This window comes from Streptomyces sp. NPDC048751 (genome assembly GCF_043198595.1).
Classification (GTDB): Bacteria; Actinomycetota; Actinomycetes; order Streptomycetales; family Streptomycetaceae; genus Streptomyces.
Window position 1 is genome coordinate 569,115 of the sequence record NZ_JBICUX010000002.1, and the last position, 12,288, is coordinate 581,402.

The following is a 12,288-nucleotide window of genomic DNA, read 5'->3' on the forward strand; positions in this document are numbered from 1 at the left end:
ACATGGCTTCCGCATTCGAGTACGCACCGGCGCCCGAGTCCCGCTCGATCGTCGACATCGCCCCCTCCTACGGCCTCTTCATCGACGGCGAGTTCACGGAGGCGGCCGACGGCAAGGTCTTCAAGACCGTCTCCCCGTCGAGCGAGGAGGTCCTCTCCGAGATCGCCCAGGCCGGCGCGGAGGACGTCGACCGTGCCGTGAAGGCGGCCCGCAGGGCCTTCGAGAAGTGGTCGGCGCTGCCCGGCGCCGAGCGTGCCAAGTACCTGTTCCGCATCGCCCGGATCATCCAGGAGCGCAGCCGCGAGCTCGCCGTCCTCGAGACCCTGGACAACGGCAAGCCCATCAAGGAGACCCGCGACGCCGACCTCCCCCTGGTCGCCGCGCACTTCTTCTACTACGCGGGCTGGGCCGACAAGCTCGACCACGCAGGCTTCGGCGCGAACCCGCGTCCGCTGGGCGTGGCCGGCCAGGTCATCCCCTGGAACTTCCCGCTGCTGATGCTGGCGTGGAAGATCGCCCCGGCGCTGGCCACCGGCAACACGGTCGTCCTCAAGCCCGCCGAGACGACCCCCCTCTCGGCCCTGTTCTTCGCGGACGTCTGCCGCCAGGCGGGCCTGCCCAAGGGCGTCGTCAACATCCTCCCCGGCTACGGCGACGCGGGCGCCGCGCTCGTCGCGCACCCGGACGTGAACAAGGTCGCCTTCACCGGCTCCACGGCCGTCGGCAAGGAGATCGCCCGCACGGTCGCGGGCACCCGCAAGAAGCTCACCCTCGAACTGGGTGGCAAGGGCGCGAACATCGTCTTCGACGACGCCCCGATCGACCAGGCCGTCGAGGGCATCGTCAACGGCATCTTCTTCAACCAGGGCCAGGTCTGCTGCGCGGGCTCCCGGCTGCTGGTCCAGGAGTCGATCCAGGACGAGCTGCTGGAGTCGCTGAAGCGCCGCCTGTCCACCCTCCGCCTCGGTGACCCCCTCGACAAGAACACCGACATCGGCGCGATCAACTCCGAGGAACAGCTCACCCGCATCACCTCGCTCGTCGAGCAGGGCGAGGCGGAGGGCGCCGAGCGCTGGTCCCCGGCCTGCGAACTCCCCTCCGCCGGATACTGGTTCGCCCCGACGCTCTTCACCAACGTCACCCAGGCGCACACCATCGCCCGCGACGAGATCTTCGGCCCCGTCCTGTCGGTGCTGACCTTCCGTACGCCGGACGAGGCGGTCGCCAAGGCCAACAACACCCAGTACGGCCTCTCGGCGGGCATCTGGACCGAGAAGGGGTCGAGGATCCTCGCCGTCGCGAACAAGCTCCGCGCGGGTGTCGTCTGGTCCAACACGTTCAACAAGTTCGACCCGACCTCGCCGTTCGGCGGCTACAAGGAGTCGGGCTTCGGCCGCGAGGGCGGCCGCCACGGCCTGGAGGCGTACCTCGATGTCTGATCGGCTCAACGTCCTGAAGACCTACAAGCTGTACGTCGGCGGGAAGTTCCCGCGTTCCGAGAGCGGCCGGGTGTACGAGGTGACCGACGCAAAGGGCAAGTGGCTGGCGAACGCGCCGCTCTCCTCCCGCAAGGACGCCCGTGACGCGGTCGTGGCCGCCCGCAAGGCGTTCGGCGGCTGGTCCGGCGCGACGGCGTACAACCGGGGCCAGATCCTGTACCGCGTCGCGGAGATGCTGGAGGGCCGCAGGGCGCAGTTCGTCCACGAGGTGGCCGACGCCGAGGGCCTGTCGAAGTCGAAGGCCGCCGAGCAGGTGGACGCGACCATCGACCGCTGGGTCTGGTACGCGGGCTGGACCGACAAGATCGCCCAGGTGATCGGCGGCGCCAACCCGGTCGCCGGCCCGTACTTCAACCTCTCCTCCCCCGAGCCGACCGGCGTCGTGGCCGTCGTGGCCCCCCAGGAGTCGTCCTTCCTGGGCCTGGTCTCGGTGCTCGCCCCGGTGATCGCCACCGGCAACACGGCGGTCGTGGTGGCCTCCGAGAAGTCCCCGCTCCCCGCCCTCTCCCTGGGCGAGGTGCTCGCCACCTCCGACGTCCCCGGCGGTGTCGTCAACGTCCTGTCCGGCCGTACGGCGGAGATCGCGACGCCGCTCGCCGCGCACCAGGACGTCAACGCGATCGACCTCGCGGGCGCCGACGAGGTACTGGCGAAGGAACTGGAGATCGCGGCCGCGGACAACCTGAAGCGCGTCCTGCGTCCACAGCCTGTGGATTACGCCGCGACTCCGGGCATCGACCGCATGACGGCCTTCCTGGAGACGAAGACGGTCTGGCACCCGACGGGGTCGCTGGGCGCCTCGGGCTCGTCGTACTGACGGCGGCTCCCGCCCAGCAGGCCCCTGCCAAGAACGAGCAGGCCGCACCCCTCCCCGTCCGGAGGGGCGCGGCCTGCTTCCCGTGCGCGCGGGTCAGCCGCCCAGCGGCCCCGTCACCTGCCCCACCACCGGAAGCGCCCCGATCGACTCGGCCTGCGCCACCGGCCTCGTCACGGCCCGGGAGTCCAGCGGCTGGAAGTCGGCGACCTGGGTGCCGACGCCGTTGTCGAGGGGATCGGCGCCGGTGCCCGCGAGCGGGTTGGGCCTGACGCCCGTGGCCGAGCCCGTGACGTGGCCGACCGAGTCGGACACGGCCTGCGTGCCGGCCTGGGGGTCGAGCTCGCCGATCGAGGTGGGCTCCGAGCCGACCGGGACCGGCGCCTCGGCTGCGGCCGCGGTCGCCGCGCCCACGCCCAGCGCCACTCCCGCCGTCGCGAGGGCGGCCAGGGCACGGCGGCCGGTCGGGGTCCTGGGGGAAGCGTGTCGGGCCATGCGCGGCGCCCACTTTCTACTGCGGAAGGTAAGGGGATCGACACGAAGGGTAGTTGAGGTGTGATGCGGGCTTCAAAGCGGACCCGCGGTGTCGCCGGGGTGGCGTCCATGCCTCACACTGGTGTCCCGTGAGTTCCCATCCGCCCATATCCGCGCGCGTCGTGCTGCTCTGCGGCCCCTCGGGCTCCGGCAAGTCCCTTCTCGCGGTCCGCTCCGGCCTCCCGGTGCTGCGGCTCGACGACTTCTACAAGGAGGGCGACGACCCCACACTGCCGCTGGTGCTGGGCAGTTCCGACATCGACTGGGACCACCCCGACTCCTGGGACGCGGACACGGCGATCGCCGCGATCGTGGAGCTGTGCCGCAGCGGCCGTACGAACGTCCCCGTGTACGACATCTCGTTGAGCGCCCGCACCGGTGAGGACGCCGTGGACATCGGGCGGACCCCGTTGTTCATCGCGGAGGGCATCTTCGCCGCCGAGATCGTGAACCGCTGCCGTGAACTGGGTGTCCTCGCCGACGCGCTGTGCCTGAGCCGCGGCCCGGTGACGACCTTCCGGCGACGCTTCCTGCGGGACCTGAAGGAGGGCCGCAAGTCGGTGCCGTTCCTGCTGCGGCGCGGCTGGCGCCTGATGCGCGCCGAGCGTTCCATCGTGGCCCGCCAGACGGCACTGGGCGCGTACGCCTGCGACCGGGACGAGGCGATGGGCCGCCTGGCGGCCGCGGCGGCGGGGCGCTCCGCGCAGACGCGCACGGCGGCCTGAGCGAGCCGGCCCGAAGAGGTCGCGCACACGAAAAGCGGGACTGGACGGACCCCCCGGCCCTCCAGTCCCGCTTCCTTTCCCCCGTGATTCCCCCGTGTCCCCCGTGCTTCCCCACTGTCCCCCGTGGGTCCCCCGCTTTTTGTTGCTCCCCCGTGTTCCCCCAGCCTCAGGCGACGAGCTCGCCGAAGGCGTTCTCCTCGTCACGGCCGAAGCTGAGGACCTCGTCCTCGCGCAGCCGGCGGAGCGACCGCCAGATGCTGGACTTCACCGTGCCGACACTGATGTCGAGGATCTCCGCGATCTCCGGGTCCGTGCGGCCCTCGTAGTAGCGCAGGACCAGCATGGTGCGCTGGAGTTCGGGCAGCCGAGCCAGCGCCTGCCACAGGACCGCGCGCAGTTCGGTGCCGCGCATCGCGTCCGTGTCGCCGGGCGTCTCCGGCAGCTCCTCGGTCGGGTACTCGTTCAGCTTGCGGCGGCGCCACGCGCTGATGTGCAGGTTGGTCATCGTCCGGCGGAGGTATCCGCCGACCGCGGCCTTGTCACTGATCCGGTCCCACGCCTTGTACGTCGAGAACAGCGCGCTCTGCAGCAGGTCCTCGGCCTCGAAGCGGTCGCCGGTCAGGTGGTAGGCGGTGGCGTACAGGGAGGCGCGGCGCTCCTGGACGTAGGCGGTGAACTCCGCCTCCGACAGCGAACGACGCTCCCCCGTGTCCTCCCTGTACGCGGCTCCCCCGTGAGCCGCCTCCCCCGTCTGTGCGTCAACCACCGTCATGTACGCGGTGTGCTGACGCCCGGTGCCGCGAGCGCACCCCCGCCCGCTCACAGCACCGGACTTCTCGGACCCCCGGCCCCCGTTCACGTCGTGGAGGCGAGTGACGACTGCCCTGGTGCTGATGCCGTGCAGCGTGTTCATCTCGCGCCCCCCGTCGTGGACTTCCGGTCTTTCGCCTTGCTTCCTTGCCTGTGCCGAAAATGTTGCCGGGGTCACTTCATCGCCGTGTCCGCCGACTGTCACAGAGCTGTCACAGGGGTCGCCGTCCGTCGCGGCTCCCAGGGTCCGCACAGTCCGGTGACAGAGAAGAGCGGTACGGGCACGTAGCCGTACAGGTGTCGCTACCCCGGCCTGCCATGGGCCAGAATGAGCCCGTGCCTTCCCTGTTGCTGATCGAGGACGACGACGCCATCCGTACGGCCCTGGAGCTCTCACTGACGCGCCAGGGGCACCGTGTGGCGACCGCTGCGAGCGGTGAGGACGGTCTGAAGCTGTTGCGTGAGCAGCGGCCGGATCTGATCGTGCTGGACGTGATGCTGCCCGGCATCGACGGTTTCGAGGTGTGCCGGCGCATCCGGCGCACGGACCAGCTGCCGATCATCCTGCTGACCGCGCGCAGCGACGACATCGACGTGGTCGTCGGTCTGGAGTCCGGTGCCGACGACTACGTGGTCAAGCCCGTCCAGGGCCGGGTGCTCGACGCCCGGATCCGGGCGGTGCTGCGGCGCGGCGAGCGGGAGTCCAACGACGCGGCGTCGTTCGGCAGCCTGGTCATCGACCGGGCGGCGATGACGGTGACGAAGAACGGCGAGGACCTCCAGCTCACGCCGACCGAGCTGCGGCTGCTCCTGGAGCTGAGCCGGCGTCCCGGTCAGGCGCTGTCGCGGCAGCAGTTGCTGCGGCTGGTGTGGGAGCACGACTACCTCGGTGACTCGCGCCTCGTCGACGCGTGCGTGCAGCGGCTGCGCGCCAAGGTCGAGGACGTGCCGTCGTCGCCGACGCTGATCCGTACCGTGCGTGGCGTGGGCTACCGGCTGGACACTCCTCAGTGACACAAGGCGAGCAGGGGGGCCGCGGCTGGTCCGCGGTACGCAAGGGAAAACTGTCACGGCTGCGCTTCACCAGTCTGCGGCTGCGGCTGGTGGTCGTCTTCGGCCTGGTGGCGCTGACCGCCGCCGTGTCCGCGTCCGGGATCGCCTACTGGCTCAACCGGGAGGCGGTGCTCACCCGTACCCAGGGCGCGGTGCTGCGGGACTTCGAGCAGGAGATGCAGAACCGCGCGGGCGCGCTGCCCGAGCACCCGTCGCAGGACGAGCTCCAGCACACCGCGGGCCAGATGGCCAACAGCAGCCAGCACTTCAGCGTGCTCCTCGTCGCCGAGGACTCCAACGGCAAGACCGTCTACGGCAGCTCCGGCGGCCTGAGCGGCTTCTCGCTGGAGGCCGTTCCCCGGTCGCTGCGGGCCGCCGTGAACAAGAAGCAGGACGTCAGCGACAGCAACAAGTCGCCGTACCACCTGTACTGGCAGCGGGTCGTCGACGACGGCACGCCGTATCTGGTCGCCGGTACCCGCGTGATCGGCGGTGGGCCGACCGGTTACATGCTGAAGTCGCTGGAGCCGGAGGCGAAGGACCTCAACTCGCTCGCGTGGTCGCTGGGGATCGCGACCGGCCTGGCGCTGATAGGGGCCGCGCTGCTCGCGCAGGCCGCCGCCACGACCGTACTGAAGCCGGTGCACCGGCTGGGGATCGCCGCGCGCCGGCTCGGCGAGGGCAAGCTGGACACCCGGCTCAGGGTGTCGGGCACGGACGAACTGGCCGATCTGTCACGGACGTTCAACCTGGCGGCCGAGGCGCTGGAGAAGCGGGTGGCGGACATGTCCGCCCGGGACGACGCCTCGCGCCGGTTCGTGGCGGACATGTCGCACGAGCTGCGTACGCCGCTCACCGCGATCACCGCCGTGACGGAGGTGCTGGAGGAGGAGCTGGACTCCGAGGCCGGCAGCATGGACCCGATGATCGAGCCCGCGGTGCGGCTGGTGGTGAGCGAGACGCGGCGGCTGAACTCCCTGGTCGAGAACCTGATGGAGGTCACCCGCTTCGACGCGGGCACCGCCCGGCTGGTCCTCGACGACGTGGACATCGCCGACCAGATCACCGCCTGCATCGACGCCCGTGCCTGGCTGGACGCGGTCGAGCTCGACGCCGAGCGCGGCATCCACTCCGTGCTCGACCCGCGCCGCCTGGACGTGATCCTCGCCAACCTCATCGGCAACGCCCTCAAGCACGGCGGGTCGCCGGTGCGGGTGTCGGTGCGGCTGGAGGACGAGTCGCTCGTCATCGCGGTGCGCGACCACGGCCCCGGCATCCCCGAGGACGTCCTGCCCCACGTCTTCGACCGCTTCTACAAGGCCAGCGCCTCCCGCCCGCGCTCCGAGGGCAGCGGCCTCGGCCTGTCCATCGCCCTCGAGAACGCCCACATCCACGGCGGTGAGATCACCGCCGCGAACTCGCCGGACGGCGGTGCGGTGTTCACGCTCCGGCTGCCGCGGGACGCCTCCGAGCTGGCGGAACAGGGCGAGAAGGACAAGGAGGACGCCTCGTGAAGGTGCGTCTCTTGAACGTGCGTCTCTTGAACGTGCGCCGCGCGCTCGCGCTTCCGTTGCTGGCCGGGACGCTCGCCGGGCTGCTGAGCGGGTGCGGGATCAGGGCCACGGAGGTGCCGACCGACTTCGGTGCCGCGCCCTCACGGGCGCGCTGCTCGCTCACCGGGCCGGAGATCTCGACGCAGTCCTCGCGCGGCGTCCCCGTGCGGGTGTTCCTGCTGTGCGGCTCGTCGCTGGTGGCAGTCGACCGTGCCGTACGCGTCCCGGACGGTACGGCGGACACGCAGCGGCGCGTGCTGGTGGCACAGGGCCTGCTGGACCAGCTCGCCGAGACACCCACGTCCGCGGAGAAGGAGGCCGGGTACACGACGGACGTGCGCGGCGGCATGTCGGTGGGCGGGCCCCGGCCCAAGGACCCGAAGGACACGCTGCGGCTGAGCACCCCGCCCGGCGACCTCACCTCCTACGCCCTCGCGCAGATCGTCTGCACGTTCTCCGACTCGGCGGCCGCGGAGGGCGACGGCTCCGTCATCCTCGGCGGCCCAGGCGCCGACCCCCTGCTCCGCTACGAGTGCACCGACGAGGTCCGCTCCCGCCCCGGCACCAAGGAGCCACCGTCCTCGACGGTCACGGAGAGCTGAGGACGCCGTCCCGGCCGGGCAAGGGGACGGGGGCGCCCTGAGAGCCCGGACGGCGACCGTCCCGCTCCGGCCGCCGTCGAAAGCCGCCCGCCTCTCGGCCCCCTCGGCTGTCAGGCGAGTGAGCCGAAGGGGCGCGTCGGAGGCGAACCGAGCCCCAAAAACAGCCGCGCCGGAACCGGAAGTGCCGGGGGGCGCGTCTTGGGGGGCGTGCAGCGTCAAGGCTCCATCGGCGGCAGCGCCGCGATCCGCATCCGTGTGACAGGGGGTGTCCTCCTGGTCGCACACCTCGTGTTCGTCGCCTGGTTGACGCTGCGGCCGCTCGACGTCCCTTGGGTGGTGCAGGCCAACCTGCATCCCTTCGCCGGCATCCGCGCCGATCTGGCGCTCGGCTGGCCAGAGGCGGCCCGGCGCATCGGTGAGGGGCTCGCGCTGCTCGCGCCGCTGGGCGTGCTGCTGCCCCTGGCGCACGGCAGGGTCGCGGTCTCGCCCCTGTCGTCCCTGGTCCGTACGGTCACCGTGGGTGCCCTGCTGTCACTGGGCATCGAACTGTTGCAGACCGGGGTGCCCGGACAGGTCGTGGACGTCGACTCGGTGCTGCTGAACACGGTGGGCGTGGCCCTCGCCCACCTCGCGGTCGTTCCCGCGGCCCGCCGCCGACTGCGCCGCAGGGCGGAGCGGCACGAGCAGGCGGTGGTCCGGCAGGACGACGCGGCTCAGGGTATGACCCCGACGATTCCCAGGGTCGGGATCGCCCCGTAGAGCGACGCTTCGTCCCCTTCGTCGCCGTACCGTTGAAAACACGATGAGGCGACCGACCCGGCAGCCTCGACCAAGCCTCGGGGCCGTCCGGGTCACACACGAAGGAGCCGCAGATGACCGCCCTTGCCCGCCCGACCCACGGCCGCATGATCGGCGGAGTGTGCGCAGCGCTGGCGCGGCGCTTCGGCACCTCCGCGACGACGATGCGGGTGATCTTCCTGGTGTCCTGCCTGCTGCCGGGACCGCAGTTCCTGCTCTACATCGCCCTGTGGATCCTGCTGCCCTCGGAGGACAAGGCAGCCCGCACGGCCTGGTGAATCCGCCGTACCTGAACGCCGCTGGGGCGCTCCCGATGCTGACGGGAGCGCCCCAACGGCGTGTGCGGGTGCGGCTCAGCCGAGCGGGAGGCCCTTCACCGGCAGGTTGTTGTTGGACAGGACCTGGCCCACCGGCAGGCCGCCGAGGAGCCCGGAGACCGGCTTGGCCGGGCTGTCGGCCACGGCCTGCCGGGCGGCCGGCTGGGCGGCGGTCAGGCCCGTGCCGAGAGCGGTCCGCCCCTGGTCCAGCGATTCGCCGGCACCCGGCAGCGCCTTGGACACGTTCTCCGCCGGCAGCGTCTTGGTGACACCGTCCAGAGCCTGGGTGGCGTCCGGGACGGCCGGGGCGGCGTTGGCGGCACCGGCACCGGCGGCGGCGAAGGCGGCACCGAGGGCGGCGACACCGAGGGTCTTGGCAGCAGACTGCTTCATGAAATGCGTCCTCGAATGGGATGACGGGGAACCGAGCGGTAATGGACCGTAAACTTGCGACCACGCCGACCGCAAACTTCGAAATGCGGACGGATTGTGAACACCTCTCCGCATTCCGATCCCCGCACGATCCGCCGATCAGCCCTCCGAACCCACAGAACCGCTGGTGGAAGCGGTCTGCTGGAACAGCCATTCGGACTTCAGTTCCGCATATCCAGGCTTGATCACGTCATTGATCATCGCCAGTCGTTCATCGAAAGGAATGAACGCTGATTTCATCGCATTGACGGAGAACCACTGGATGTCGTCGAGCGTGTAACCGAATACGTCGACAAGGTGCTCGAATTCCTGGCTCATGCTCGTCCCGGACATGAGCCGGTTGTCCGTGTTCACGGTCGCCCGGAAGTGGAGCCTGCGCAGCAGTCCGATCGGGTGCTCGGCGTACGAGGCCGCCGCACCCGTCTGGAGGTTGGAGCTGGGACACAGCTCCAGCGGGACGCGCTTGTCCCGGACATAGCTGGCGAGCCGGCCGAGCTTCACCGAGCCGTCCTCGTGGACCTGGATGTCGTCGATGATCCGCACCCCGTGCCCGAGCCGGTCGGCGCCGCACCACTGGAGGGCCTGCCAGATGGAGGGAAGCCCGAACGCCTCACCGGCGTGGATCGTGAAGTGGTTGTTCTCGCGCTTGAGGTACTCGAAGGCGTCGAGGTGCCGGGTGGGCGGGTAGCCGGCCTCCGCGCCCGCGATGTCGAAGCCGACGACACCGAGGTCGCGGTAGCGGTTGGCGAGTTCGGCGATCTCCAGGGCGCGGGCGGCGTGCCGCATCGCGGTGAGCAGGGCGCCGACGCGGATGCGGTGGCCGTTCTCCCTGGCTCGCCGCTCGCCCTCCCGGAAGCCCTCGTTGACGGCCTCGACGACCTCTTCGAGGCGCAGCCCCGCTTCCAGGTGCTGCTCGGGGGCGTAGCGCACCTCGGCGTAGACGACGCCGTCCGCGGCGAGGTCCTCGGCGCACTCGGCGGCGACCCGGACGAGCGCGTCCCGGGTCTGCATGACGCCGACCGTGTGCGAGAAGGTCTCCAGATACCGCTCCAGGGAGCCCGAGTCGGCCGCCTCGCGGAACCAGACGCCGAGCGCGGCGGGATCGTTCTCGGGGAGGTGGGAGTACCCGGTCTCCCGGGCGAGGTCGACGATCGTGGCGGGACGCAGCCCGCCGTCGAGGTGGTCGTGCAGCAGAACCTTGGGCGCCCGGCGGATCTGGTCCGAGCTCGGGGTGGTTCCCGTCCGGTCAGTCTGGCTCGTCATTTTCGCACTGTAACGCCTACGCGCGTAGATGGCTCGTTGTACGAATCCGTCGATACGTAACGGTGACCGCACGTACTAGTGGCGTACACCGGCACTTCTGACACTGTTCTGTCATGGCACAGCAAGCGACGCCGGCCCGAACGGCCCGGCTGGGCAAGGCGATCGGGCCGGAGCCGACGGCGGTGAGCGGGGTGGCGCTGCTGCTCCCCGGCGGCGACGAGGTCTCCGATCGCAGGCCGTCCCCGATGTTCGCGGCCGCGTCCGTCCGCGCGCTCGGGCGCCGCCTGTCCCTGCGGGGGCGGGAGGAGGGGTTGGCCTCTCATGTCGTGCACTACCGCTACCGCGGGTGGAACGGGAGCGAGGCGCATCTGGCGCGGGACGCGGCGTGGGCCGCGGACGAGGTCGTACGGCGGTACGGAGATGTGCCGGTCTGCCTCGTGGGCCTCGGGATGGGGGGACGGGCCGCGTTGCGCGCGGGCGGGCACGACGCCGTCAACTCCGTGCTGGCGATTGCTCCCTGGCTGCCGGATGAGGATATGGCGGTGGCACCCGAACCGGTGAAGCAGTTGGTGGGGCGGCGGGTGTTGATCGTGCACGGCACGAATGACGAGCGCAGCGATCCGGAGTTGTCGTTCCGGTTGGCGGCGCGGGCGAAGAAGGCGAACCGGGAGGTGTGTCGGTTCGAGGTGCATTCCGACGGGCACGGGTTGCAGCAGTACCGGGATGAGGTGCATGCGCTGGCCGCGGACTTTGTGCTCGGGTGTTTGTTCGGGCGTTCGTTTTCGCGGCCTGTCGAGGATGCGCTTGCCGCTCCGCCGCCTCTGGGGTTGCGGATGCCGTTGGCTTCCGGATTCGGGAAGTCGGTGAAGCGGTAGGGCCATAGGGGCGCTCAGGTGGGAAGCAGTTGGCCCCTTCTCGACAGCAGAAAACTCTTGAATGCTGCCACCGGCGGTGTGTCCGGGCGGCCCGCCAGCCATGCCACGCCGATTTCTCTCACCGCCCGTTGGCCCGTGACCGTCAGTTCCGCCACCCCCGGGCGGGGCACGGCGGGCGGCGGCAGGAGGGCCACGCCCAGGCCCGCCGCCACCAGGCCCCTCAGTGTCTCCGCCTCCTCGCCCTCGAAGGCGATTCGAGGGGTGAAACCGGCGTCTCGGCAGAGGTCGTCGGTGATGCGGCGGAGGCCGTAGCCGGGTTCGAGGGTGACGAAGGTTTCGTCGGCGGCCTCGGAGAGGCGGATGCGGCGGCGGGCGGCGAGGCGGTGGTCGGCGGGGACGACCAGGCGGAGTTTCTGTTCGTCGAGGCGGCGGGCGACCAGGTCGGGGGCGTCGGGGACGGGCGAGGTGAGGCAGAGGTCGAGTTCGCCGGCGCGGAGGCGTTCGATCATGGCCTCGCCGTAGTTCTGAACGAGGCTGAAGCGGACGCGGGGGTGGTCCGCGCGGAAGGCGTGCAGGAGACCGGGGACGGTTTCGGCGCCCATGGTGTGCAGGAAGCCGAACGCGACCTTGCCGGTGGCGGGGTCGGCGTCGGCGCGGACCTCCTCGGCGGCGCGCTCGACCTCGGCGAGGGCGCGTTCGACGGAGGCGAGGAAGGTGCGGCCGGCGGGGGTCAGGGAGACCGTACGGCCGTGGCGGGCGAACAGGTCGACGCCCAGGTCCTGTTCGAGGCGGACCATCGCGCGGGAGAGAGTGGACTGGGGGACGTTCATCTCCTGGGCGGCGCGCGTGACGTGCTCGGTGCGGGCGACTCCGGCGAAGTAGGCGAGACGCGGCGCGAGCGTCATCGTCATGTCTTCTGTGTCACTGTCTCGTGACAGGCGCTGCCGCGACCTCGGTTGATGCTCCATGGGAACGATTATGCCGATTCCATGCATTGGACGGATGATCGCGGC

Annotated in this window: 14 protein-coding genes; 9 read left to right on the forward strand and 5 right to left on the reverse strand. The window is 70.8% G+C overall.

Annotated elements, in window-relative coordinates; genetic code table 11:
• Positions 1-2 precede the first annotated feature (2 nt).
• The gene (locus tag ACGFNV_RS09525) at positions 3-1,439 is read left to right on the forward strand and encodes an aldehyde dehydrogenase family protein (protein ID WP_393620824.1); all 1,437 of its coding nucleotides are present in this window, start codon (positions 3-5) and stop codon (positions 1,437-1,439) included.
• A complete protein-coding gene (locus tag ACGFNV_RS09530; protein ID WP_393620826.1) occupies positions 1,432-2,316 on the forward strand; it encodes an aldehyde dehydrogenase family protein in 885 nt (294 codons plus the stop codon). The genes ACGFNV_RS09525 and ACGFNV_RS09530 overlap by 8 nt, the downstream gene beginning before the upstream one ends.
• 93 nt (positions 2,317-2,409) lie before the next feature.
• On the opposite strand, the gene ACGFNV_RS09535 is transcribed toward ACGFNV_RS09530, so the two are convergent.
• Entirely contained in the window at positions 2,410-2,808 is a 399-nt protein-coding gene (locus ACGFNV_RS09535) for a hypothetical protein (RefSeq protein WP_393620828.1), read from the reverse strand.
• A 128-nt stretch (positions 2,809-2,936) separates the two neighbouring features.
• Here ACGFNV_RS09535 and ACGFNV_RS09540 point away from each other — a divergent pair, with 128 nt between their 5' ends.
• Positions 2,937-3,572, forward strand: coding sequence for a uridine kinase (locus ACGFNV_RS09540; RefSeq protein WP_393620830.1), 636 nt, complete (start codon positions 2,937-2,939; stop codon positions 3,570-3,572).
• Positions 3,573-3,738: 166 nt separating this feature from the next.
• Here ACGFNV_RS09540 and ACGFNV_RS09545 read toward each other — a convergent pair whose 3' ends face one another.
• Positions 3,739-4,485: a SigE family RNA polymerase sigma factor gene (locus ACGFNV_RS09545; protein WP_133927456.1), complete on the reverse strand. Its 747-nt coding sequence runs from the start codon at positions 4,483-4,485 to the stop codon at positions 3,739-3,741.
• Positions 4,486-4,718: 233 nt separating this feature from the next.
• On the opposite strand from ACGFNV_RS09545, the gene afsQ1 reads away from it, so the two are divergent.
• The 5 genes from afsQ1 to ACGFNV_RS09570 all read left to right on the forward strand — a co-directional run bounded on the left by afsQ1 (position 4,719) and on the right by ACGFNV_RS09570 (position 8,666).
• Entirely contained in the window at positions 4,719-5,396 is a 678-nt protein-coding gene (gene afsQ1 / locus ACGFNV_RS09550; protein WP_037683450.1) for a two-component system response regulator AfsQ1, read from the forward strand.
• Positions 5,393-6,949, forward strand: coding sequence for a sensor histidine kinase (locus tag ACGFNV_RS09555; RefSeq protein WP_393620831.1), 1,557 nt, complete (start codon positions 5,393-5,395; stop codon positions 6,947-6,949). Before afsQ1 ends, ACGFNV_RS09555 begins: the two co-directional genes overlap by 4 nt.
• Positions 6,950-6,975: 26 nt before the next feature.
• On the forward strand, positions 6,976-7,590 hold the full coding sequence (locus ACGFNV_RS09560; protein WP_393621479.1) for a hypothetical protein: 615 nt from the start codon (positions 6,976-6,978) through the stop codon (positions 7,588-7,590).
• A gap of 207 nt (positions 7,591-7,797) precedes the next feature.
• On the forward strand, positions 7,798-8,349 hold the full coding sequence (locus ACGFNV_RS09565) for a VanZ family protein (protein ID WP_393620833.1): 552 nt from the start codon (positions 7,798-7,800) through the stop codon (positions 8,347-8,349).
• 113 nt (positions 8,350-8,462) lie between these two features.
• Positions 8,463-8,666 (forward strand): PspC domain-containing protein, encoded by a 204-nt coding sequence (locus ACGFNV_RS09570; RefSeq protein WP_133927460.1) that lies wholly within the window; start codon positions 8,463-8,465, stop codon positions 8,664-8,666.
• A 75-nt stretch (positions 8,667-8,741) separates the two neighbouring features.
• Here ACGFNV_RS09570 and ACGFNV_RS09575 read toward each other — a convergent pair whose 3' ends face one another.
• On the reverse strand, positions 8,742-9,098 hold the full coding sequence (locus ACGFNV_RS09575; protein ID WP_393620834.1) for an ATP-binding protein: 357 nt from the start codon (positions 9,096-9,098) through the stop codon (positions 8,742-8,744).
• Between the two features lie 138 nt (positions 9,099-9,236).
• The gene (locus ACGFNV_RS09580; RefSeq protein ID WP_393620835.1) at positions 9,237-10,400 is read right to left on the reverse strand and encodes an adenosine deaminase; all 1,164 of its coding nucleotides are present in this window, start codon (positions 10,398-10,400) and stop codon (positions 9,237-9,239) included.
• Positions 10,401-10,513: 113 nt separating this feature from the next.
• Between ACGFNV_RS09580 and ACGFNV_RS09585 the strand changes: the two genes are divergently transcribed.
• Entirely contained in the window at positions 10,514-11,275 is a 762-nt protein-coding gene (locus ACGFNV_RS09585) for an alpha/beta hydrolase (RefSeq protein WP_393620836.1), read from the forward strand.
• A 14-nt stretch (positions 11,276-11,289) separates the two neighbouring features.
• On the opposite strand, the gene ACGFNV_RS09590 is transcribed toward ACGFNV_RS09585, so the two are convergent.
• Complete coding sequence (locus tag ACGFNV_RS09590) at positions 11,290-12,243, reverse strand: LysR family transcriptional regulator (RefSeq protein WP_393620838.1); 954 nt, start codon at positions 12,241-12,243, stop codon at positions 11,290-11,292.
• Positions 12,244-12,288: the final 45 nt, after the last annotated feature.

Bases quoted from the DNA above. Each gene is read 5' to 3' on its own strand.
- ACGFNV_RS09525 (WP_393620824.1), top strand. From the start codon at position 3: ATGGCTTCCGCATTCGAGTACGCACCGGCGCCCGAGTCCCGCTCGATC.
- ACGFNV_RS09530 (WP_393620826.1), top strand. From the start codon at position 1,432: ATGTCTGATCGGCTCAACGTCCTGAAGACCTACAAGCTGTACGTCGGC.
- ACGFNV_RS09535 (WP_393620828.1), bottom strand. From the start codon at position 2,808: ATGGCCCGACACGCTTCCCCCAGGACCCCGACCGGCCGCCGTGCCCTG.
- ACGFNV_RS09545 (WP_133927456.1), bottom strand. From the start codon at position 4,485: ATGAACACGCTGCACGGCATCAGCACCAGGGCAGTCGTCACTCGCCTC.
- ACGFNV_RS09570 (WP_133927460.1), top strand. From the start codon at position 8,463: ATGACCGCCCTTGCCCGCCCGACCCACGGCCGCATGATCGGCGGAGTG.
- ACGFNV_RS09575 (WP_393620834.1), bottom strand. From the start codon at position 9,098: ATGAAGCAGTCTGCTGCCAAGACCCTCGGTGTCGCCGCCCTCGGTGCC.
- ACGFNV_RS09580 (WP_393620835.1), bottom strand. From the start codon at position 10,400: ATGACGAGCCAGACTGACCGGACGGGAACCACCCCGAGCTCGGACCAG.
- ACGFNV_RS09585 (WP_393620836.1), top strand. From the start codon at position 10,514: ATGGCACAGCAAGCGACGCCGGCCCGAACGGCCCGGCTGGGCAAGGCG.
- ACGFNV_RS09590 (WP_393620838.1), bottom strand. From the start codon at position 12,243: ATGGAGCATCAACCGAGGTCGCGGCAGCGCCTGTCACGAGACAGTGAC.